The 21,649-nt window shown below is 37.8% G+C and carries 25 protein-coding genes, 1 tRNA gene and 1 riboswitch; of the genes, 14 read left to right on the top strand and 12 right to left on the bottom strand.

The annotated features are described in order from the left end of the window. Positions 1-18: 18 nt before the first annotated feature. The gene (yejK, locus tag V6W77_RS04690) at positions 19-1,020 is read right to left on the bottom strand and encodes a nucleoid-associated protein YejK (protein ID WP_025235949.1); all 1,002 of its coding nucleotides are present in this window, start codon (positions 1,018-1,020) and stop codon (positions 19-21) included. A gap of 81 nt (positions 1,021-1,101) precedes the next feature. Between yejK and V6W77_RS04685 the strand changes: the two genes are divergently transcribed. The 3 genes from V6W77_RS04685 to V6W77_RS04675 all read left to right on the top strand — a co-directional run bounded on the left by V6W77_RS04685 (position 1,102) and on the right by V6W77_RS04675 (position 2,422). Beyond that, on the top strand, positions 1,102-1,491 hold the full coding sequence (locus V6W77_RS04685; protein ID WP_025235948.1) for a RidA family protein: 390 nt from the start codon (positions 1,102-1,104) through the stop codon (positions 1,489-1,491). A gap of 31 nt (positions 1,492-1,522) precedes the next feature. After that, positions 1,523-2,260: a peptidoglycan editing factor PgeF gene (gene pgeF / locus V6W77_RS04680; protein ID WP_283385914.1), complete on the top strand. Its 738-nt coding sequence runs from the start codon at positions 1,523-1,525 to the stop codon at positions 2,258-2,260. Between the two features lie 86 nt (positions 2,261-2,346). Further along, a tRNA-Ile gene (locus tag V6W77_RS04675) sits at positions 2,347-2,422 on the top strand. Positions 2,423-2,435: 13 nt separating this feature from the next. Here V6W77_RS04675 and hpt read toward each other — a convergent pair. Continuing rightward, entirely contained in the window at positions 2,436-2,975 is a 540-nt protein-coding gene (hpt, locus tag V6W77_RS04670) for a hypoxanthine phosphoribosyltransferase (protein WP_025235946.1), read from the bottom strand. Between the two features lie 57 nt (positions 2,976-3,032). Continuing rightward, positions 3,033-4,382, bottom strand: a complete 1,350-nt coding sequence (gene pmbA, locus V6W77_RS04665) for a metalloprotease PmbA (protein ID WP_334253931.1) — start codon at positions 4,380-4,382, stop codon at positions 3,033-3,035. Positions 4,383-4,482: 100 nt separating this feature from the next. Here pmbA and yjgA point away from each other — a divergent pair, with 100 nt between their 5' ends. From yjgA to V6W77_RS04640, 5 genes are read left to right on the top strand one after another with little or no spacing between them, the layout of a single operon-like run. Beyond that, entirely contained in the window at positions 4,483-5,013 is a 531-nt protein-coding gene (gene yjgA, locus V6W77_RS04660; RefSeq protein ID WP_334233473.1) for a ribosome biogenesis factor YjgA, read from the top strand. Positions 5,014-5,018: 5 nt separating this feature from the next. Next, positions 5,019-5,390: a SirB2 family protein gene (locus V6W77_RS04655; protein WP_334253930.1), complete on the top strand. Its 372-nt coding sequence runs from the start codon at positions 5,019-5,021 to the stop codon at positions 5,388-5,390. 7 nt (positions 5,391-5,397) lie between these two features. Then, positions 5,398-6,111 carry a DUF554 domain-containing protein gene (locus V6W77_RS04650; protein ID WP_188156357.1) on the top strand — a complete coding sequence of 238 codons (714 nt, stop codon included), beginning with the start codon at positions 5,398-5,400 and terminating at the stop codon, positions 6,109-6,111. Between the two features lie 2 nt (positions 6,112-6,113). Further along, on the top strand, positions 6,114-6,677 hold the full coding sequence (locus V6W77_RS04645) for a UbiX family flavin prenyltransferase (RefSeq protein WP_334253929.1): 564 nt from the start codon (positions 6,114-6,116) through the stop codon (positions 6,675-6,677). Beyond that, the gene (locus V6W77_RS04640; RefSeq protein ID WP_334253928.1) at positions 6,678-7,115 is read left to right on the top strand and encodes a hypothetical protein; all 438 of its coding nucleotides are present in this window, start codon (positions 6,678-6,680) and stop codon (positions 7,113-7,115) included. Positions 7,116-7,118: 3 nt separating this feature from the next. Here the strand turns inward: V6W77_RS04640 and V6W77_RS04635 are convergent, their stop codons facing one another. Then, entirely contained in the window at positions 7,119-7,991 is an 873-nt protein-coding gene (locus tag V6W77_RS04635) for a helix-turn-helix transcriptional regulator (protein ID WP_334253927.1), read from the bottom strand. 111 nt (positions 7,992-8,102) lie between these two features. Here V6W77_RS04635 and V6W77_RS04630 point away from each other — a divergent pair, with 111 nt between their 5' ends. Next, on the top strand, positions 8,103-10,178 hold the full coding sequence (locus V6W77_RS04630; RefSeq protein WP_334253926.1) for a TonB-dependent siderophore receptor: 2,076 nt from the start codon (positions 8,103-8,105) through the stop codon (positions 10,176-10,178). A 44-nt stretch (positions 10,179-10,222) separates the two neighbouring features. Beyond that, on the top strand, positions 10,223-11,794 hold the full coding sequence (locus V6W77_RS04625; protein ID WP_334253925.1) for an alpha/beta hydrolase-fold protein: 1,572 nt from the start codon (positions 10,223-10,225) through the stop codon (positions 11,792-11,794). On the opposite strand, the gene V6W77_RS04620 is transcribed toward V6W77_RS04625, so the two are convergent. From V6W77_RS04620 to V6W77_RS04605, 4 genes are read right to left on the bottom strand one after another with little or no spacing between them, the layout of a single operon-like run. Further along, on the bottom strand, positions 11,791-12,009 hold the full coding sequence (locus V6W77_RS04620) for a sulfurtransferase TusA family protein (RefSeq protein ID WP_334253924.1): 219 nt from the start codon (positions 12,007-12,009) through the stop codon (positions 11,791-11,793). The genes V6W77_RS04625 and V6W77_RS04620 overlap by 4 nt on opposite strands. A 49-nt stretch (positions 12,010-12,058) precedes the next feature. Beyond that, positions 12,059-12,571 (bottom strand): hemerythrin domain-containing protein, encoded by a 513-nt coding sequence (locus V6W77_RS04615; RefSeq protein WP_334253923.1) that lies wholly within the window; start codon positions 12,569-12,571, stop codon positions 12,059-12,061. A gap of 12 nt (positions 12,572-12,583) precedes the next feature. Continuing rightward, positions 12,584-13,738 carry a tRNA guanosine(34) transglycosylase Tgt gene (gene tgt / locus V6W77_RS04610; protein ID WP_334248036.1) on the bottom strand — a complete coding sequence of 385 codons (1,155 nt, stop codon included), beginning with the start codon at positions 13,736-13,738 and terminating at the stop codon, positions 12,584-12,586. Positions 13,739-13,797: 59 nt separating this feature from the next. Continuing rightward, the gene (locus V6W77_RS04605; protein WP_200865324.1) at positions 13,798-13,938 is read right to left on the bottom strand and encodes a hypothetical protein; all 141 of its coding nucleotides are present in this window, start codon (positions 13,936-13,938) and stop codon (positions 13,798-13,800) included. A gap of 92 nt (positions 13,939-14,030) precedes the next feature. Between V6W77_RS04605 and V6W77_RS04600 the strand changes: the two genes are divergently transcribed. The 3 genes from V6W77_RS04600 to V6W77_RS04590 all read left to right on the top strand — a co-directional run bounded on the left by V6W77_RS04600 (position 14,031) and on the right by V6W77_RS04590 (position 15,926). Next, positions 14,031-14,603, top strand: a complete 573-nt coding sequence (locus V6W77_RS04600; RefSeq protein WP_334237408.1) for a YceB family lipoprotein — start codon at positions 14,031-14,033, stop codon at positions 14,601-14,603. Between the two features lie 104 nt (positions 14,604-14,707). Then, entirely contained in the window at positions 14,708-14,926 is a 219-nt protein-coding gene (gene cspD, locus V6W77_RS04595; RefSeq protein WP_025235935.1) for a cold shock domain-containing protein CspD, read from the top strand. An 88-nt stretch (positions 14,927-15,014) separates the two neighbouring features. Next, positions 15,015-15,926, top strand: coding sequence for a DMT family transporter (locus V6W77_RS04590; protein ID WP_334253922.1), 912 nt, complete (start codon positions 15,015-15,017; stop codon positions 15,924-15,926). A gap of 63 nt (positions 15,927-15,989) precedes the next feature. Here the strand turns inward: V6W77_RS04590 and V6W77_RS04585 are convergent, their stop codons facing one another. The 3 genes from V6W77_RS04585 to ppx all read right to left on the bottom strand — a co-directional run bounded on the left by V6W77_RS04585 (position 15,990) and on the right by ppx (position 19,045). Further along, positions 15,990-16,859 (bottom strand): MurR/RpiR family transcriptional regulator, encoded by an 870-nt coding sequence (locus V6W77_RS04585; protein ID WP_025235933.1) that lies wholly within the window; start codon positions 16,857-16,859, stop codon positions 15,990-15,992. A gap of 9 nt (positions 16,860-16,868) precedes the next feature. Further along, complete coding sequence (gene nanQ / locus V6W77_RS04580; protein WP_283385924.1) at positions 16,869-17,333, bottom strand: N-acetylneuraminate anomerase; 465 nt, start codon at positions 17,331-17,333, stop codon at positions 16,869-16,871. A gap of 209 nt (positions 17,334-17,542) precedes the next feature. Then, the gene (ppx, locus tag V6W77_RS04575) at positions 17,543-19,045 is read right to left on the bottom strand and encodes an exopolyphosphatase (protein WP_334253921.1); all 1,503 of its coding nucleotides are present in this window, start codon (positions 19,043-19,045) and stop codon (positions 17,543-17,545) included. Positions 19,046-19,237: 192 nt separating this feature from the next. On the opposite strand from ppx, the gene V6W77_RS04570 reads away from it, so the two are divergent. Then, positions 19,238-19,567, top strand: a complete 330-nt coding sequence (locus V6W77_RS04570; RefSeq protein WP_025217386.1) for a DUF496 family protein — start codon at positions 19,238-19,240, stop codon at positions 19,565-19,567. A gap of 65 nt (positions 19,568-19,632) precedes the next feature. Here V6W77_RS04570 and nagE read toward each other — a convergent pair whose 3' ends face one another. After that, complete coding sequence (gene nagE / locus V6W77_RS04565) at positions 19,633-21,081, bottom strand: N-acetylglucosamine-specific PTS transporter subunit IIBC (RefSeq protein ID WP_334253920.1); 1,449 nt, start codon at positions 21,079-21,081, stop codon at positions 19,633-19,635. Between the two features lie 288 nt (positions 21,082-21,369). Then, positions 21,370-21,554: riboswitch (Lysine riboswitch) on the top strand. The last annotated feature ends 95 nt before the right edge of the window (positions 21,555-21,649 follow it).

Genomic DNA, 21,649 nt, shown 5'->3' with positions numbered 1-21,649 from the left:
ACTGATAAAAATTTTCCATTATTTATTACGTTCCAGCTGATCACGCAAGTTAGCCGGTAATCCTTTGATTGTTAAAGTATCGTTTAGTTCATCCCAAATCAAACGTTCGCCTAACAATTCTGCATTAAAACTAATGGTAACGCCTTTCCCTGAACCTGAAAACTTAGTAAGCGTTTTTAAGGCATTACGCATTGGTGGAATATTTTCTTCCAAACCATATTCCTGTTCTTGAGTAAATTGAGCAAAATCTATTTCATTTAATGTTGGCATTGCATTTGAAAGCTCATCTAGTGCAATTTCTTCACCACTATTAATTTGCCCTTTGCAATAGTCAAATACTTGTTTTTTAACTTCTCTGGTTTGCGGGGCAGAGAGCTCCCCCTGCTCGCAATAGTCGCTCACCGCTTGCAACAAAGTTTGATTTTGCACTTGAGGATTAAAACCTTCTTCCGCACTCAAGAAATCCATAAAGAAATCAGCAATTTTACGCCCCACTCTCCCTTTTACAAAGGTTAAATAACGGTTTGATGTTGCATCAAGTTTCAACTCCGTTAAATTAATGCGACAAGCGATATCATATTGTGCAATTTCTAAATATTGCGTACGTTTAATTTCTAACTTCTCATCAACTAGCATCGAATTACGGCTGTCAATTAAGGCAATAAATAGATATTCCGTAGCTAAGAATGTATAACGGCAGAGAATAAAAGTACCGCCATCAGCAAACGGATACTTCGCCAACTCTGTCGCCAACATTTTGGCACAACTATGACTAAACGGCAGAAAATCAGTCTCTTTTTCCAATAAACGATTAAGTTGCTGAGCAAATATTGATTCCGGCTTGAATATACCATAAGCCTTCGCTTTACTTTGGTAAGCTTGATGTAATTGCAACATCATTTGATCTACCTCAGGCGTAATTGCCAATAAATTCTCACGCAAAAAAGTATTGAGTTCCGGATTTTCACCCTCTGTTTTATTTAACTGATGTAATACGATTTCTGAAACATTAATGCTCATTTATTCACTTCTCTTTATTCCAAATAATAGAAAAAGATATTATCATTAATCCATTCATTTTTCATTATGAAGGAGATAAAGATGACAACTGCAATTCAAACAGAAAATGCACCAGCCGCAATCGGACCTTATGTACAAGCCGTTGATTTAGGGAGCCTTGTGATAACCTCCGGGCAAATTCCGGTGAATCCTGAAACGGGTGAAATTCCAACTGATATTGTTCAACAAACCCGCCAATCTCTCAATAACGTGAAAGCAATCGTTGAACAAGCCGGCTTAACTGTTGCGGACATTGTCAAAACCACCGTGTTTGTTAAAGATTTAAATGATTTCGCTATTGTGAATGCGGAATACCAAGCTTTCTTCCAAGAACACGAACACCCAGACTTCCCCGCTCGCTCTTGCGTTGAGGTAGCTCGTTTACCAAAAGATGTAGGTATTGAAATCGAAGCTATTGCCGTGCGTAGATAACAAGCGGTTGTTTTTTGGAGATTTTTTGCAAATGGATAACATTATCCCAAATTGGAATATTCCCAAGCATATTCACGCATTTACTACTGTTAGAACCGGTGGAGTAAGTAAGCCGCCTTTTGATAGTTTTAATTTAGGCGATCACGTCAATGACTCCCCTGAAGATGTTGCTCAAAACCGTGCATTGCTTGTGGAGAAATTTCATTTACCACAATCTCCGCTATTTCTAACACAAACACATAGCACAAGAGTGCTTGAACTTCCCTACTCAGGCAAAGACATTGAGGCAGATGCAGTTTATACCAATCAGCCTAACCAAGTCTGTTTAGTGCTGACCGCAGATTGTTTGCCCGTACTTTTTGTCAGTAAAGATGGAAAAGAAATTGCAGCCGCCCACGCAGGCTGGCGAGGATTATGCGATGGCGTGCTAGAAGCAACCGTTGAAAAATTCCAATGTCCAAGCAACGAAATTTCAGCTTGGTTAGGTCCTGCAATCGGAGCAAAAGCCTTCCAAGTCGGAAAAGAAGTAATTGAGCAATTCTGTGCGTTTGATCCGAGAGCGGAAGAGGCTTTTATTCAAGATAACTCTACAAGCGGTAAGTTTTTGGGAAATCTTTACCAAATTGCCACTCAACGCCTCAAAAAACTTGGTATTACCGAGGTTTCAGGCGGAGAATACTGCACCTACACCCAAGAAGATTTATTTTTCTCTTATCGTAGGGATAAACAAACAGGACGAATGGCAACCTTAATTTGGAAAGAAGAATAATATTCCAGCTCGCTTAATAATTAACCGAGTAATCTTCTGCTACTAGACGACTACTCGGTTTTTCTCTATAATCCACATCACTTTATCCCCCCATAGCTCAGTGGTTAGAGCAGGCGACTCATAATCGCTTGGTCGCTGGTTCAAGTCCGGCTGGGGGGACCATCTATACTATTAATTACTCTTCAATCACCACTTTCCCGATATAATCTAAATTACGGTATTTTTGAGCATAATCAATGCCATAGCCAACTACAAATTCATCCGGAATTTCAAAACCTACCCATTTTACAGGAACATCTACTTCACGACGGGAAGGTTTATCAAGTAAAGTACAAATTGTAAGAGAATTTGGATCGCGTAATTTGAGAATTTCCCCTACTTTGCTTAAAGTGAAGCCGGTATCAATAATATCTTCTACAATCAAGACATCTTTTCCTTGAATATCGCCATCTAAATCTTTCAGAATTTTTACATCACGGCTGGATTCCGTACTACTTCCATAGCTTGATGCAGTTAAAAAATCCACTTCCACAGGTAACTCAAGCTTTCTCACTAAATCTGCCATAAACATAAATGAGCCACGTAACAAGCCGACCACAACAAGATTTTGGCACTGTTTTTGTTGATAATATTGATTGATTTCTTTTGCTAACTCATTAATGCGAGTTAATACTTCATCTTTAGAGTATAAGGTTTCGATATGGTGTTTTTTCATTGATTTCTCCAAATAAAATTGATTACAAGCGGGCTTTTTTACTAAAAATTTTGCAAATTATTCGCCCGAAACCATCATTTTTTCTAATAAAATTGATCCGGTTTGAATGTTTGAGCGGTATTCAATGTCATCGCTCACAGCCACTAAATGTTTATACATATCCTGTAGCTGTCCTGCAATAGTGATTTCCGCCACAGGGTATTGAATTTCGCCGTTCTCGACCCAGAAACCTGCAGCACCACGTGAATATTCACCTGTAACGCTATTAATTGCCGAGCCAAGCATTTCTGTTACTAATAAGCCCGAACCCATCTCTTTGAGTAAAGCATTTAAGCCACCTTGACGATTAGGCTTAACTAGCCAGTTATGAATGCCGCCTGCGTGTCCTGTGCTTTTCAAGCCCATTTTTCGTCCGGAGTAACTGGTCATTAAATAAGTTTGTAGCACACCATCAGTAATAATTTCACGGTTTTGCGTGATAACGCCTTCGCTATCAAAAGCAGAAGAGGCTAACTGACGTAGCAAGTGTGGACGTTCTGAAATCGCAAACCAGTCAGGCAGAATTTGCTCACCTAATTTATCTAATAAGAAACTGGATTTACGGTATAACGCCCCGCCGCTAATTGCTGCTGCCAAGTGCCCGATTAAGCCTGTTGCTACATCATTGTAAAAAATCACCGGCATTTCGGCAGTATTAATTCGTTGTGGGTTAAGTCTCTCTACCGCTTTAATTGCCGCTTGTTCACCCACACATTTTGCAGGCTGCAATTTACCAAACTCACGGGAAATGGTGTACTCATAATCACGCTCCAGTTGGTCTTGATATTCTGAAATAAGGCTACAAGAAAGTGAATAGCGGCTGGAAAGATAGCTCTGTAGCATTCCGTGCGTATTGCCATAAACGCGTACGCCACTATGAGAATTAAAGGTTGCTCCCTCACTGTTTACAATGTGATCATCAGTATTCAAACCATAATGTTCAGCTTCAATCGCAAGTTCTACCGCTTGATCAACAGAAATATCGGCTTGATGATAAAGATCTAAATCAGGAGCGTCAAACGCTAACATCTCTTTATCAGCAAGTCCTGTACAATCATCCTCTGACGTATATTTTGCAATAGCTAATGCCGCTTCTACCGTTTTTTGAATAGAGGCTGGTTGTAGATCAGATGTTGAGGCATTGCCTTTACGTTTACCTAAATAGACCGAAATCCCAAGCGAGCCATCATTATTGAATTCAATGTTTTCCACTTGTTCCAAACGGCTTGAAACCGAAAGCCCAGCCACTTTTGTAATGCCAACTTCTGCTTCTGCACCTGCTTTTTTTGCAAAATTTAAGGCAAATTCAACCGCTTGTTGTAATTCCTGTTCTTGCTGTTGTAAAGTTTGTTTATCTGTAATCGACATTCTTTTTCCATTAATGATTTCAATTTGTTGGAATATATTCTAACTCAAATTTCTGCTAGAATATGGCATTTTTTAGAATTTATACGAAAAAGGATAGAGAATGGCTAGAAAACGTAGCAAAAATGAGATTGACTGGACAGATGATGAAGAAGAAATCATCTGGGTCAGTAAAAGTGAAATTAAACGAGATTCCGAGCATTTAAAAAAAATTGGAGCAGAGTTAATTGAATTAACACCGCAAAATTTAGAAAAAATTCCGCTTGATGATGAGCTAAAAGAGGCAATTCGCCAAGCACAAGGGTTTAAAATGGAAGCTCGCCGTCGCCAAATTCAATTTATCGGGAAATTATTGCGAAATCGAGATCCTGAACCTATTCAAGAAGCGTTAGATAAAGTGAAAAATCGCCATAATCAGCAACAGGCGTTGTTGCATAAACTAGAATTAGTGCGAGATCAACTCATTGCAATGGGTGATGCTTCCCTTGATAATTTGTTAAATGAATATCCGAGTTTAGATCGCCAGCATTTACGCAATTTAATTCGTGGGGCAATTAAAGAGCGTGAGACGAATAAACCGGCTAAAAATTATCGTGAAATTTATCAATATTTAAAAACTGAAATTGCGGAGTAATTATTATGGAGTGCCTATCAACTATTCTTAAAGCCCATTTTGGCTTAGCTTACATCAGCTTAGTATTATTGCTAGTGCGTGGTTTTTTAGCCGCTAAAGCGGTTGATTGGAGACAATATGCCGTTTTACGGATTGCACCGCATATTGTTGATACCATTTTATTGGTAACCGGTATTGCTGCGGTCGTTATTTTTCTCTCATATGAATTTTTTACCTTAGCACAATTTAGCTGGTTATTACCTAAAGTGTTATTTTTAGTGCTATACATTGTTTTTGCTACTAAAGCCTTCAAAAAAGGACAGCCGTTCTCATTAAAATTCTATTTACTTTCAGTATTCTCATTTATGATGATTATGCTTACTGCAACATTTAAATAGGATTATTATGCTCGGACCTTTTGTTAATGCAGGAGCAGTTATTTTAGGCGGTTTATTAGGGGCTTATTTAGGTAGTCGCCTGCCTGAACGGCTTCGCATCACATTACCGCTGATCTTTGGTTTATGCTGTTTCGGCTTAGGAATGATGCTAACTGCTTCGGTAAAATATATGTCTGCCGTTGCACTAGCCTTAATTCTTGGCACAATTATTGGCGAGTTAATCTATCTTGAAAAGAAGATCGGAAAAGCCGCGAGCTCAGCACAAAGTATAATCAATAATATTTTTCCGCCAAGACATTCACTTTCTCAAGAAGAATTTCTGGAAAAATTTATTGCGATTCTCGTGCTTTTCTGTGTAAGTGGAACAGGCATTTTTGGTGCAATAAACGAAGGGATAACAGGCGATCCAAGTATTCTATACATTAAATCTATCTTGGATTTCTTTACGGCAATGATCTTTGCTACATCATTAGGTTATGTTGTTACGACCGTTGCCCTACCACTTGTGATTATTCAAGTGATATTGGTTTTGCTTGCATCAATTATAATGCCGCTTACCACACCGAATATGTTAGCTGATTTCTCTGCAACAGGGGGATTACTCCTCTTTGCAACAGGTTTTCGCATTTGTGGAATTAAAACATTCCCGGTGGCAAATATGTTGCCTGCATTACTTTTAGCGATGCCAATCTCTTATCTTTGGGAACAATTAGTGAGTTAATAATGAAAAAGCGTATTATTGTCGGCATTAGCGGTGCAAGCGGTTTTCAATACGGCTATAAAGTGCTTGAGTTACTCAAGCCTTTTGACGATATTGAAACCCATCTGGTCATCACAAAAGGGGCTGAACTTACCCGAACACTGGAGACAGATTATGAACGGGAAACCTTATACCATTTAGCGGATGAAGTGCATTCTCTGCACAATGTAGGAGCAAGCATTGCAAGTGGCTCATTTAAAACCGCAGGTATGATTATTGCTCCTTGCTCTATGCGAACACTTGCCTCTATTGCTAATGGCTTTAGCGATAATTTGCTTACCCGAGCCGCTGATGTGGTCCTAAAAGAACGCCGTAAACTGGTATTAATGGTAAGAGAAGCCCCATTTAATCTAGCTCACATTGATAATATGCGAAAAGTTACAGAAATGGGCGGAATTATTTTCCCTCCTATTCCTGCATTTTACCAAAAACCAACCAGCCTTGATGAAATGGTAACGCATAGCGTTGCTCACGCTCTTTCACTGTTAGATATTGAAATTCCTAATATCCCACATTGGGGGGAGTAGATGCTCTCTCTACCCCAAAATATTGTTGAATTTATTCAATCTCATCACGTTGTGAATTTTGCTGCTCATAACCAAACTGATTTTTGGGCTGCAAGCTGTTTTTACGCTTTTGATGCCGAAAATGTCCGCTTGATTATTTTAACCGCCAAAACGACCCAACACGCAATGTTGATGTTAGATAATCCGCATATTGTCGGCACGATTTGCAATCAAGTGGAAAATATCAGCGAAATTGAAGGCGTGCAGTTTTCAGCTATTGCAAACTGCTTGGAAGATGAGCATACAAGAAACATCGCTTTGCAAATTTATTACCAAAAACACCCGCTTGCACGCTTAAAACCAAGTGATGTGTGGGAGCTTTCTTTTAATACGATCAAACATACAAGCAATAAAATAATATTTGCAAAAAAGACGATTTGGGAAAGGCATAAAATCTGAGATTCAAATACTCCCTCTAGCTCTATTACGTTTAATCTGGCTAGGTGTTATCCCAAAAGTTCGTTTAAATGCCGTTGAAAAATTCTCCGAATTTGAATATCCGGCAAATTCAGCCGCTTGTGTAACACTCAATCCTTGTAATAATAATTTATAAGCTTGTTCTAATTTAGAACGCCTTAAATAGGCAAAAATAGACGTTTTGTGGTAATGCTGAAATTCATTTTGTAATGTTGTTACATTGGTATGGAAATACATTGCGATCTGCTTCAAATTCCAACCGTCAAATTTACCGTTATCTAATGATTCCGTTAGCTGTTGTACTCGATCTTTTTTTAACCGGGGAGCTTGCGTTAGCTGCGAAAAAGCATTTGCTAATAAAGCTAATAATTTCCCTTCTTTTTCAAGTAGCCCAAATGGTTGTATTTCCTGTTCTGACACAATATCGTGAATAAGCTTTAACATATTCTGAGTCAAAATAATTTGGTGAGCTTTTAAATGCTGTTTAAAGTGATGATGGCTAGCTAAATTCAACTGACTTTCTATTATCCATTTAGGGTATAGAAAGATAACAACCTCTTTTTGAAGTTGCCCTTTCCTAAAAATTTTACGCCCCATTTCAGCTCTATTTAGAGATAAAAATGCTGCTTGAGGTTTTAAACTTGCATCTAATTCAAATAACCCTGAATTAAACTCAATTTCCGAACGCCCACTCAATAATATAACCAATCTTAGTCCAGCTTCAAATTCTGCGTATTCTTGTTCTAGTGTTTCGGTTACTAAAACCTCTGTATATTTGAGCATAAGATCTGAACGCAGTCGGTATAAATGTGAAAAACCTTTCATTCTATTGGCTTCATCAATCAATATTGTTTTCATAAAATTAAAAACTTTTTTTCTCACAGTAAAAATTTTATTTTACAAAGGTTTTTTGCATAAAAACAAGATATTATTATATTCAATAATCATTCTTATTTAAGGGTAGGCATAATGAAAATAACAAAATATTCACTCTCTTTAATCACTTTAGCTATTGTAGCCCCTCAAGTATTAGCACAAACAGTATCTGAAGCAGAATTAGATGCTATTGATGTCAAAGAAAAGTTAGCGGCTACTACCGGTTATATTCCTGTTTATACTAATGTAGGAACGAAAACATTGACCTCTTTGGCTCGCACACCCTTTAGTATCAACGTTGTCTCTGATGATTTAATGAATGATCAAGCTGTTCGTTCTGTTACTGATGCTGTGGCTTATACCTCCGGTATGATGGGTGGTTATCGTGGTAACAATGCTCTTATCGAAATATCTATTCGTGGCATTGGTAATAAAAGTGATGGTGGTACAATCCCTACCTATTTAAATGGTTCTCGCTACCAAACCGCATTTGAAATTGATCCGTTCTTCTTAGAAAGTATCAATGTGATTAAAGGTCCAAATTCTATTTTATACGGGCAAGCTAATCCCGGTGGTGTAATGGATATTATCACCAAAAAAGCGAGTGGCAATCCACATCGCCATTTGCAATTTATTGTTAGCAATCACAACCACTACCAAGTAGGGCTTGATGTGGAACAAAATCTTTCTGAAACGCTATCCACTCGTTTAATTAGTCAATTGGAAAGAGCAAATTGGAATACACAATTTGTGAAAGAAAAAGGTGGAGCTTTTGCTCCAAGCCTTTTATGGAAACCAACTACAAATACAGAACTTAATGTTTATGCTTACTATGCGAAAAAACCAAAAGCAGGTGATCGTAATTTCTTACCAAAAGAAGGGACGATTAATAGCGTAAACGGGAAAAAGCTCCCGTATGATATGTTCCTAAGCGATCTGAACTATCACGGTTTAAAATCAGAGCAAATGCAAGTGGGTTACAATTTGTCACATAAATTCTCACCAAACCTGACGTTCCGTCAGAATACAAGTTACCATAATGGGGAGGAGAATTTTAAAAATTTAGTGTATTGGGGTGATACCGGCTCAGTTCTAGAACGTAGAGCTCGCCGTTGGGATGTAAAAACCCAAGAAATCAGCTTAGATAACCAATTAGAATTTGTATTTAACACTGCAAATATAAATCATACCTTGTTATCCGGCATTGATTATAAACGAGTACGTGAAGATCTTGATAACTATATGGGGGTTGCCCCTGATTTTGATTGGCAGAACCCGGTTTATGGCGTGACTATTGCAGAGCCTAGCTTATTTTCAAGTGAAGTAAAGCATTTAAAACAACTTGGCGTTTATCTACAAGATCAAATAGAAATTGGTAACTTTGACTTCCTATTAGGTGGTCGTTACGATCAAGCAAAAAATAGCAATCAAGATCGCCTGAACAATAAAACAACTAATAACAAAGAAGGGAAATTTACTTGGCGTACCGGGTTAGTTTACAACTTTGAAAACGGTATCGCCCCGTATATCAGCTATAGTACCTCCTTTGTACTATCAGCCGAAAAAGATGCTCAAGGAAATTTCTTAAAACCCACTACTGCTGGACAATGGGAAGTGGGAATGAAATACCAACCAACCCAAGACACCTTGCTCACCTTGGCAGGATTCAAAATTACCCAAAAGGATTTAGCAAATTATCAATGGCAAACTCGCTCTTACGAACAAATTGGTGAAGTAGAAACCAAAGGAATTGAAGTAAGTTTAAATCAGCAATTATCCGATAAATTTTCAATAGCAGCTTCTTATGCTTACTTGAAAAAAGAAATTACCGCAGATAATGATGGTACGACGATTGGAAAAACACAATGGGGAGTTCCTCGCCATCAAGCATCACTTTGGGCAAAATATAAATTCTTTGATAAGCTAACCGCCGGTGTAGGTGTACGCTATATGGGAACGACTTTTGGTAATAACCAAAATAATTTCACTGTACCGGCATACACACTTTATGATATGTCGCTGGCTTATGATTTTATGCCTAATTTGAACTTACAGCTCAACGCTCAAAATCTGACTAATAAAAAATATGTCGCAAGTTGTGCCAATAATTTTTCCTGTTTCTATGGAAAAGATCGCAATTTAAGTGCAACCTTAAACTATCATTTTTAATCTTTAACAGCCCTCAAATGAGGGCTTAAACTTTTGCAAGAAATATGAAAAAAACGACCGCTTGTATTCTTAGTTTCTTAATTTCATCTGTGCTTTATGCTAACAATATGACAATTGAGCTTAAACAAAATGATTTTGTTCAAGGAAAATTAATTCAGAAGGCTGAGCAGCCTCTTTCATTATCTATTGTTTTCCCTGATAAAAGCTCTCGCCTACTGGCTAAAAATGTCTTTGGCGAACAAGATTTTATGTTTAAATCCGAACAAAACGGCACTGCTACTTTTTCTATTTTAGGGAATGACTCAACTGTTTCAGATCAAGATTTCACAGTAACGATTGAACGTCATATCCCAATCTCGGCACAAATTGCTCAACCTAAAGCAATTGAAAATGTACAGCTTGAAGAACTCAAACAAAAAATTGCAAAAAATCCTGAAAAACAGACCGCTTTAATTAACGATTTTTGGGATAAAGTAAAACAAGTCGGTACACCACTGATTGAACCATTGGACGAACAACAAAGCCGAGTAACCTTTTTATGGCGTGGAGCAAAACAAAATGTTCGTATTTGGGGTGGTGTTTCAACCGAACACGATTTTATGGAACGCTTTGGCGAAACCGATTTATGGTATAAAAGCTATATCGTGCCTAATGACACTTTGGTTGAATACCGCCTTTCGCCAGATATTCCAACTTTACCTGTAGATGAATATACCCAGCGCAGAGCCTTACTTGCAACAGCCCAAGCCGATCCGCTGAACAAAACACCCTACTTTGAGAAAATAGGGCAAAATCTACAAAATACAGATAAGTTTAACTACTACTCTCTTGTTAAATTAGCAAAAGCCCCAACACAGTCTTATCTGCTTGAGGAGTCAAATACCGCAAAAGGCACAATGCAAGAATTGGTTTTCGATAGTGCAACACTTGGAAATAAACGCCGATTATTTGCCTATTTGCCAGCGAATTTTAGTGCGGAAAACACCTATCCGGTTCTCTACCTGTTTGATGGTGTAGAATATACCGAACGTGTGCCGACAAAAACGATTTTAGATAATATGATCGCTCAGAAAGCGATTCCGCCTACAGTGGCAGTTTTTATTGAAAACCCATCGAGTGAATCAAGACGCATTGAGCTACCAGCCAACCCAAATTTTACCAAAATATTAGCAGAAGACATCGTCCCCTTTGCCGAAAATTCCATTGGTGTGAAAGCAAAAGAGCGGATTATCAGCGGTTCTAGCTACGGCGGATTATCTTCGGCTTATACAGTGCTAAATTATTCTCATATATTTAACAAAGCATTGATTTTATCGGGCTCATTTTGGTGGAATCCTAAAAATACACCGAGTGAAAATAGTCACTACATCGCACACGAATTTGCGATAAAAGAAAAATTGCCTGTTTGCTTTTTTATCAGTGCCGGATTTTATGAAAGTGGAAGATCTAATATATTGGAAACCTCTCGCCATTTAAAAGATGTTTTACTGGCAAAAGGCTACCCTGTTACTTATATGGAACAATCTACTTCCCATGGCTATTTAGCGTGGCAAGGGTTAATTAGTGATGGATTAAAAGCTTTATTAGGGAAAGAGGCTTGCCAACATTCTCACTAAGGAATTGCAAAAATCACCCGATTTTCGACCGCTTGTTCGATAATTTCAAATTGCCAATTCTGCTCTTGAGCAAGCAATTCAAAATCAGTAAGACTACTCTGCTGATTAAGCACCAGCTCTAAACTATCTCCTTTTTTAAGATCGTTCATCGCTTTTTTAGCCATCAACAATGGGAGCGGGCAAGCATAGCCGGTTAAATCTAAAGAATATTTCATCGTTTTGATATACAAAAGGCGAACTCAACGTTCGCCTTATTCATTGAAATTATAATTTACGGCGGTCTGCCATAATTTTACCCATCGCCGAGAGCTTTTCTTCCGCTAAATGCTCACGCCCTAGCTCGAAAAGTGGCTCTTCAATCGCAATATGCACGTCATAACCTGCCACAAAACGCTCGATTAAGTCTCTATCGATATTTTCTCGTTCGCCTGCGAGCAAAGCTTCAAGCTGTGCAGATAAATCGTCCCAGTTTTTATGCAAATGAACGTGCTGGCGTTCTAACTCATCCACATCAGCTTGAGCTTGAGGCTGCACTTTAATCAACTCTGGGAAGAAATCATCTTCTTCGTCTTCGTGATGAAGAGGAGCGGATATGTTGAAGTAATTTAAGATCTGCTGAACATCATTTTTTACTGCCTGGTTTACCCCATTCTTTTCAAGGTAATCAGGCAAAATTTGCAATTGTTTGCAGAAACTTTTTACTTTGCTATGGCAAGCATACAACATATCAATGGGTTCAGCCCAGCTTGCAAAGGTTTGCGGTTCAAGTTGTTGCATATAAACTCCTTGTTACTCCTGATTATTCACTTCAGATTGTAAAGGTGGCACGTCTTTGCCAATTCGGGCATAGAATTCAACTACAAAATCATCAAATCGATCATCTTCAATAGCTTGACGAATTTCTGCCATTAGGCGTTGATAATAGCGTAAATTGTGAATGGTGTTTAATCTTGCCCCTAAAATTTCACCACATTTATCTAAATGATATAAGTAGGCTTTAGTGTAATTTTTACAAGTGTAGCAATCACATTCCGGATCTAACGGTGTAGTATCCTCACGATATTTTGCGTTTCGGATTTTTACAATACCGTTAGTAACAAATAAATGACCATTACGAGCATTACGAGTTGGCATTACACAGTCAAACATATCAATACCACGACGAACGCCTTCCACCAAATCTTCCGGTTTACCTACGCCCATTAAGTAGCGAGGTTTATCTGCCGGAATTTGCGGGCAAACGTATTCTAAAATACGGTGCATATCTTCTTTTGGCTCGCCTACTGCCAAACCGCCCACCGCATAGCCGTCAAAGCCGATTTCAACTAATTTTTCTACTGAAACCTTACGTAGTTCTTCATATACTCCGCCTTGAATAATACCAAATAACGCATTTGGGTTTTCTAATTCATCGAAGCGATCACGTGAGCGTTTTGCCCAACGTAATGACATTTCCATTGATTTTTTCGCATAATCAAAGGTTGCCGGATAAGGCGTGCATTCATCAAAAATCATTACTATGTCTGAACCAAGATCGTATTGGATCTCCATTGATTTTTCAGGCGAAAGGAAAATTTTCTCACCACTAATCGGGTTTTGGAACGTAACGCCTTCTTCTTTAATTTTACGCAATTTGCCTAAACTAAATACTTGGAAACCGCCTGAGTCAGTTAAAATCGGACCGTGCCATTGCATAAAGTCGTGCAGATCGCCGTGCATTTTCATCACTTCTTGACCCGGACGAAGCCAAAGATGGAAAGTATTACCCAACAGAATTTGAGCTCCTGTTGCCGCCACTTCTTCAGGGGTCATTCCCTTAACTGTGCCGTATGTTCCAACAGGCATAAATGCGGGAGTTTCAACGTGAAATTCTCCTCTCGGACGGCTGAATGTCAGACGCCCACGACGAGCGTTACCACTTGTTTTTTTTAATTCGTACTTCATTTTCTATCCACAAATAAACAGTTCGTGAAAGCGGTCAAAAACCGCTAAAAATTTACAAATTAGAATCTAAAGCCTGTGCCAACGCCTAAGCCGATTCCAACACCATTTGAGCCACCACCGACTCCTACATTACCCCCAACGCCAGTTGATGAGCAAGCAACAATAGTTAAAATGCTAACGCATAATAAGAATTTTTTCATTTTTTGTATGTCCTAACATAAAATATGGGCTATGATAGCCAAGTACATTTTACCTTGTTTAAACTATTAAACCTAATTTTAAAGAATAAATTATGAAAATTTTACGCAAATTTACCGCTTTATTTATTGCATCAGCCGCAATACTTTCGGTTAATGCCAATATGCTGAGTATTAGTGAACAGGAAATTAATGATTATTTAGCAACTAAATTAAGTGAAAAAGTACCTCTTCAAGATAAAGTCGGTATTCCCCAGTTATTTGAATTAGATTATCGCCTTCATTCACTCACTAGCCAAATTGGTAGAACAAAAGAAAAGAAAGTTGCCATTTCAGGGGCAGTGGATGGCATTTTAAAAGCCAGAGGCAAAAAATATGATGCTTCGATTCATTTAAATATGGACACTACGCCCTACTACGATCCACAAAGAGGTGCATTATTCTTAAAAGATGTACGATTGCTGAGCTGGTCTGCAACGCCAGCCAAATATCAGTCTGAGCTTCAAATGTTCTTACCGATGCTTGCAGAAGGATTAGCCGGTTTTTTAAACAGCACACCTGTTTACACCTTAGATGAAAGTAAAATGAAAGAAGCGATGGTTAAAAAATTTGGTAAAGCAATAGTCGTTGAAGATGGGAACATCAGATTAGAAACATCAATTTTCTAAAAATTTTTGTGATCTCTGTCTAATTTCCACACTTTGATAGTTGAGCTTTTAAGCATTTTATTTACAATCCGATTATCGTCATTCATTTATTTAGGGAGATTTATATGGATATCGGTATTGTTAAATGGTTTAACAATGTAAAAGGATTTGGTTTTATTACATCGGATGTATGTGAGGGTGATATTTTCGCTCATTTTTCTGAAATCAAAACAGAAGGCTATCGCTCATTAAAAGTGGGGCAAAAAGTACAATTTGAATTAGTACAAGGCGATAGAGGTGCATCAGCTACCAACATTACCCCTCTTGATGAAAAAACATCATAATCTGCTGTAAAATAACCACTTTTCTTGCTATTCTACGCACATTTCTTATGCCTTAACGCTCGGTGTTAAACCGAGCTATATGTAATTTATGCCTCTTTCTCATCAGTTAATCTTCACTAATCTGCTCTATGTTTTGGGTATTGGTTTAAATATCGTATTGCTGCGATTTTTAAGCCTACATTTTGATCCGCTTAATAACAATGGTGTTAGATTTCTTGTAGGTGGTTTAGCCTTATTATTGTTGATTCTATGGAAATTCCGTTCATCACTCACTCAGTTTGTTAGAAGCCCAAAACTGATTGCAATTGCGTTATTTGTTGGATTAATGATGTCTGCCAATATGTATTTTTGGTTAAAAGGAGTAAAAATTACCAGTGCAGTTACCGCCTCAATTTTTGGCGTATTAGCAATGCCCTTCGGCGTAATCATTGCAGCTCTATTCTTTAAAGATGAAAGGGAAAGGATTAAAAATAAACGTTTTTGGTTTGGCTCAGTATTAACCATTCTTGGTTCATTAAGCTTTGTCTGGTATGGCAAAACTATTTCTGTAGGAGAAGGGTTTGTTTTAGGCTCATTTTTCCTATTTCTTTCGATTATTATCCGCAATATTCAAAATTTAGTCGTTAAATTCAGCCGAGAGCTCAACGTTTTTACGCTAAGCTGTGTAACCTCATTAACCACCTCCATTTCAAGCCTGTTACTAAGCCTACAAGCGGGCAAAATTGATGAAATTTTTGCAACGCCAAGCTGGCTTTTATTCACGCTAATGGCTGTGGGTATTTATGCTATTGTTGCTGGAATGGTGCTTACATTTCATATAATCCAAACTCAAGGTCTGGTAACTTATCAAGTCTTGGAGCTATTAATGCCCGTTTCAACTGCCATTATTGCTTACATTGTACTCGGCGAACGCATTTCTATGGCACAAATGAGCTTTGCCTGTGTTGTTATTTTTGGCTCAAGTGTCGCATTAAAATTAGTAAAATTTAAGAAAAAATAGACCGCTTGTAATATGAGAAAACCTTTGGCTAATCAAATTAACCAAAGGTTTTCTTATTTAAGTCTAGCCTTTAACTCTCTGCTCTAAAATCACGTTCAAGGTTTTTTGTTTTTGTTTTAAGGCATTTTCAGGCTCTGCTTTTACTAACAAGGTGTAAATTAAATCCAATACAAAAAGTTGCGACATTTTTGTACCGATAGAATCCCCTTGCATATGCCCTTGTCGATTACCATTAATTAATACATAATTTGCTTCTTCCGTTACAGGGGAACGCAAGTTATGCGTAATTGCAACTGTAGTGGCTTTATTAGCCCGAGAGAAACGGAGTGATTTCACCACTTCCTCAGAATACCCCGAGTGGCTTATACCAATGACTAAATCACCTTCTTCAACAAGAGCAGCTTGCATATACATAAAATGGTTGTTGGTTACTGCATCAGTTTGTAGCCCTATACGCATTAATTTATGCTTAGCATCTTCTGCCGTTAACCCTGAAGAGCCTACACCGAATAAAAATATTCTTTTGGCTTTTCGTAGCTCCTGTACAACTTTTTCCAGTACATCAAAATCAAGTAGATTAATGGTTTCACTAATTGCACTATCCAAGCTGTTTTTTAGTTTATTAGCAATATCTTTTGATGTGTCTCCTTCAGATACATCTGTATCTAACAAAACACGTTTATCTTGATTTTGAGTAGCAAGTTCTATTGCCAATTCCAATTTGAAATCGGTATAGCCTTTAAATCCTAATGTACGACAAAAACGAATAAACGTTGCCTCACCGACATCTAAGTGCTTCGAAACTTCAGATAAAGAACATTGGCTCAGTAATTCGGGTTGAGATAAAATTACCGCTGCTATTTTCTTTTCCGTTTTTGTCAAACTGCTTTGTAGAGAACTAATTGTATTCAGAATTTTTCCTCTAGCAGACATTTTCGCCTCCTATAGTAATTCCACAGGTACTTTTACCACTAATTTTTTTAATACGTTGTTACTATTTACTGAATTACCCGGTTTATGTGGTTCGTAAGGTAAGAAAATAGCAAACATATTTGGTTTAAGTACAACTTCATTTTTATCATCAATCGCATCGGTGAGCTGGTAGTCATCTTCATCACGGTATTCATCATATTTTGATAAATCAGGCTGGCTTAAGCCGTATTCAATCATCTCTTCACCTTCAATCAATAATTGAATATCCACAAATTTTCGGTGCATTTCCGCTTTTTTACCTTCTGCCGGAGTGGTTTCAAATGACATCACATTCATACGAATGCCTTCTTCTAAGTCCTGCCAGCCCAGTTCTAAATTAGCTAAATCTAAACTTTTTAATTTGCCGCAAAGTCTTGCAAATACAGGTGGTAATGATTTTGCGTAATCATCTCTTGATAAATCGGCTAATAACATAAGATTTCCCTCAATCTATTCATAAAATATGCTATGACGTATTACTCCACAAACACTCATTTATGAAGATATACTCCAATAAAAGAAGAATAATGGCTTAACAGAATAATCTCAATAAGAAAATTTCAAAAATGCGAAGTAGATCAAATTTTATTGGCAAAGGAAATCATTAACGCCTTAATGGCGTTAATGAAAATAGTGAATGAAGATTAAGAAATAGTTAAAGAAAGATCTACCGTAGATAATGTCTTTTGCTCATCTTCTAGATCAGCTAATACTAATGGGTTCTGGCTTAAAAAACTCTCATTAAATACTAAATTCCAATCGTTATTTTCAATGGTAAGAAAAATCTGCTTTGGCTCAATCGTGGCTTGACGGGAACGATTAAGCAGCACCGCTAACCTAAATAAACGAACTAGGGTTAAGATATCACGATATTGGTAGCGATTAATGCTACGAATATCAGAACGTTTGAATCCTTTAAGATGATACCGCATTAACACCGCTAACAATGTCTGTTGTTCAAAATCAAAACCCGGTAAATCTCTATTTGAAATCAAATAAGCGGAGTGGCGATGAACATTATTATGATTAACTACAATACCAATTTCGTGCAATAGACTTGCCCACTTCAGCATAGAACGAAAATCTTCAATTTGGCGACGATTTTTCCAACATCTAATTTGGTCAAAAAGTATAAATGCTGTTTTTTCTACTCTTTCGGCTTGTTTTTTATCTAAATCAAACTGCTCAACTAAAGCTTCGGCAGTGCGTTGGCGAATATCGCCTACTTGGAAACTTTTTTCCAACCCATACATCACCCCCTCTCGCAAAGCACCGTTAGAATAACGCAAAGTCTCAATTTTAAAAGTATGGAAAAGTGCTAATAAAATAGCTAAACCAGGCACTAATACATCTGCTCGTTCTTCCAATAGCCCACGCATTTTTATGTCGTGTAACGATTTAAATTCCAAACATAAATCAATCATTTTTTGCAAACGAGGCTCGGTAATTAATCCATCACGATAGCCATTAGCAATGAGAACTTGATGAACGGTTTTGATTGTGCCTGAAGAACCCAGTGCGTGTTCCCAGCCTAATTCTTGATATTCCCACATCAAGTCCTCAATTTTTTCCATTGCAAGTTGATAAGCACTATCAAAAAGCTCAATAGTTAGTTCACCTTTTGGGAAAAAACGTTTAGCAAAACTTACACACCCCATATGACGGCTTTCCGCCCGAATTGGATTAAAGTTGTCGCCAATGGTAATTTCTGTTGAACCACCACCAATATCTACTACGAGCTTTCTACCCGTTTCAGGTTGTGTGTGGCTAACCCCTGAATAAATCAATCGGGCTTCTTCTTGCCCCGAAATAATAGAAATAGAATAAGGAAAAACCGCTTTTGCTTGGTCAAGAAAATCTTGTTTATTTGAAGCTCTTCGTAGCGTATAAGTACCGACGACCTTCACATTCTCCGGAGAAAAGCCTTTTAAGCGTTTAGCAAATAATGCCAAGCAATCGACACCTCTGTCGATAGCTTCTTGACTAAGTATTAAATTTTCATCAAGCCCATCAGCTAATCGGACACGGCGTTTAAGACGAGAAAGGACTTGAATTGAGCCATTCACAATACGGGCTACAATCATATGAAAGCTGTTTGAGCCTAAATCAATTGCAGCAAATTCACGAGGAGCGATATTTGATGACATAACAAAATCCCTTAATAACTATAAATGATAAGATATTACCATTTTTAAGCTAAATATCACTACAAAATTTAACGAACTTTTTGATAACAGATTTAAATCATAAAATTAACACAAAATTTTTTGACGAATTGGCAGAAAAAGACTAGGATTTACTTAATTATTTTCAATAAAACTCAACTAAGAGAGGTCTTTATGTCTGAAGTCAATAAATCATTCCACGATATGTTGGAATATGTGCATCTTTATCGTCTAAAAAACAAATTACACCGAGAAACTGCTGATAACGATCGCAAAATTCGTGATAACCAAAAACGTGTATTGTTATTGGATAATCTAACCCAATACATTACAGATGAAATGTCTATTGAAGAAATTCGAGCTATTATTGCCAATATGCGTGATGACTACGAAAACCGTGTTGATGATTATATGATTCGTAACGCAGAACTGTCAAAACAACGCCGTGAAATTCGCCAAAAAATGGCTGCTCATAAACAAGCACCAACGAATAAAAAAGCATAAAATTCAAGCGGTCAATTTCTTGCAAAATTTTGCGAAAAATTGACCGCTTGTTTATTGATTCAGTTTTAAAGTTTCTTCATTGCGTCTGCAACAAATTCCGCTTCTGTTCCCAAAATCACTTGGAACGCATTTTCCCCTAATTTGATATTGCCTTTCGAGCCAAGGGCTTTTAATTGAGCCTCATTAACTTTAGACACATCAGCTAAGGTTAAACGTAAACGTGTAATACAAGCATCAATATTGAGCAAGTTTTCTTTACCGCCTAAAGCATCAATAAACTGTTTTGCTCGTTCTTGATGAGATGTGGTATTGACCGCTTGTGTTTCGGCATCGTCTTCGCGTCCCGGGGTTTTTAAGTTAAACGCACGAATTACAATGCGGAATAACGCATAGTAAATCACAGCGAACACTAAACCTTGCACCAACAACATATACCATTGAACGGCAAGCGGGTTGCGGCTTGATAGTACTAAGTCCACTAAACCTGCACTAAAGCCAAAGCCTGCAATCCACTCCATTGAAGCAGCGATATACACCGAGATACCGGTTAATAATGCGTGAACCACATAAAGCACTGGTGCTACAAACATAAAAGCAAACTCAAGTGGCTCAGTAATACCGGTGAAGAATGAGGCTAAAGCCGCCGCAAACATAATTGATGCAACTTGCACTTTTTTAGCCGGTTTTGCACTATGATAAATCGCTAATGCCGCTGCCGGTAAACCAAACATCATCACAGGGAAGAAGCCGGCTTGGTACATACCGGTTACGCCTACTACTGCTTTGCCTTCCGCTAACGACTTCGCTCCGCCTAAGAAGTTTGGTATATCGTTAATACCTGCTACGTCAAACCAGAACACAGAGTTAAGTGCATGGTGTAAGCCAACAGGAATTAATAAACGGTTGAAGAAAGCATAAATACCTGCACCGACTGAACCCATATCTTTGATTGATTCACCAAAAGATACTAATCCACCAAAAATCACCGGCCATACGTACAATAGAATAAACGCAACCACGATCATCACAACCGATACAACAATCGGCACTAAACGTTTACCGCTAAAGAAGGATAACGCTTTCGGCAATTCCACTTGGTAGAAACGGTTATAAAGTTCCGCTGAAATCACACCCACTAAAATCCCGATAAATTGGTTATTGATTTTACCGAATGCCGCCGGTACTTGATCGACTGCAATGCCTTGTAATTGAGCCACCGCTCCCGGTGCAAGCAAGGTGGTAATCACTAAATAACCAACTAAACCGGATAATGCGGCTGCCCCATCTTTTTCTTTAGACATACCAAAGGCAACACCCACCGCAAATAAAATGGACATATTATCAATGATTGCCGCCCCTGATTTGATCAGTAACGCTGCCAGCTGGCTATTTACTCCCCAGCCGTCCGGGTCAATCCAATAACCAATCCCCATTAATAGTGCCGCTGCCGGTAACGCCGCCACCGGCACCATTAAGGCTCTACCGATTTTTTGTAGATAACCTAAAACACTCATACAAACCTCCAATTAATTAACTCATATTGAGTAGAAATAGAATAGAAAAAAAGCATTTTAAAGACAATCACCTAAATTAAGTTTTGTGATCCATTTCAAAAAAATTTTAGAGTAAAATTTCAAACTCACTATTCAAGCGGTCAAATTCTTGTAAAATTTTACGAAAAAATAACCGCTTGTTTTCACTGCTCCCCCTAAGTTTTTTCAAATATTCATTGACAAAACTCAGATAAAAAGGTATTTCTATACCGTTTTTTCAATCCATTGAAAAAAGAGTAATGGAATTGCCATTACAGGAGAGGTGCAACACTCAGGCAACTTAATTTGAGGTAACTAGGACCGTTTGAAAATTAAGTGATGGGAGTGATTGCCGAGGTGTGAATTCACTAGACTGGAATTAACATCGGCTGAGCAGGTTGAATCCTATCAGCTGTCATTTAATAGCAAATATTAAATGGAGTGCTCTGATTAATTGGTTCTCTAATCAAACCGTATAATCTACTCAAATTTCCTTTCCGAATATCCCCTAACACAACATTTATCTATTTTGTTTTAAGGAAATTTTATT

This window comes from Mannheimia indoligenes (genome assembly GCF_036880405.1).
Lineage (GTDB): Bacteria > Pseudomonadota > Gammaproteobacteria > Enterobacterales > Pasteurellaceae > Mannheimia > Mannheimia indoligenes.
The sequence above is the reverse complement of the archived record's forward strand: the minus strand, read 5'-3'. Positions and strand labels throughout refer to the sequence as shown.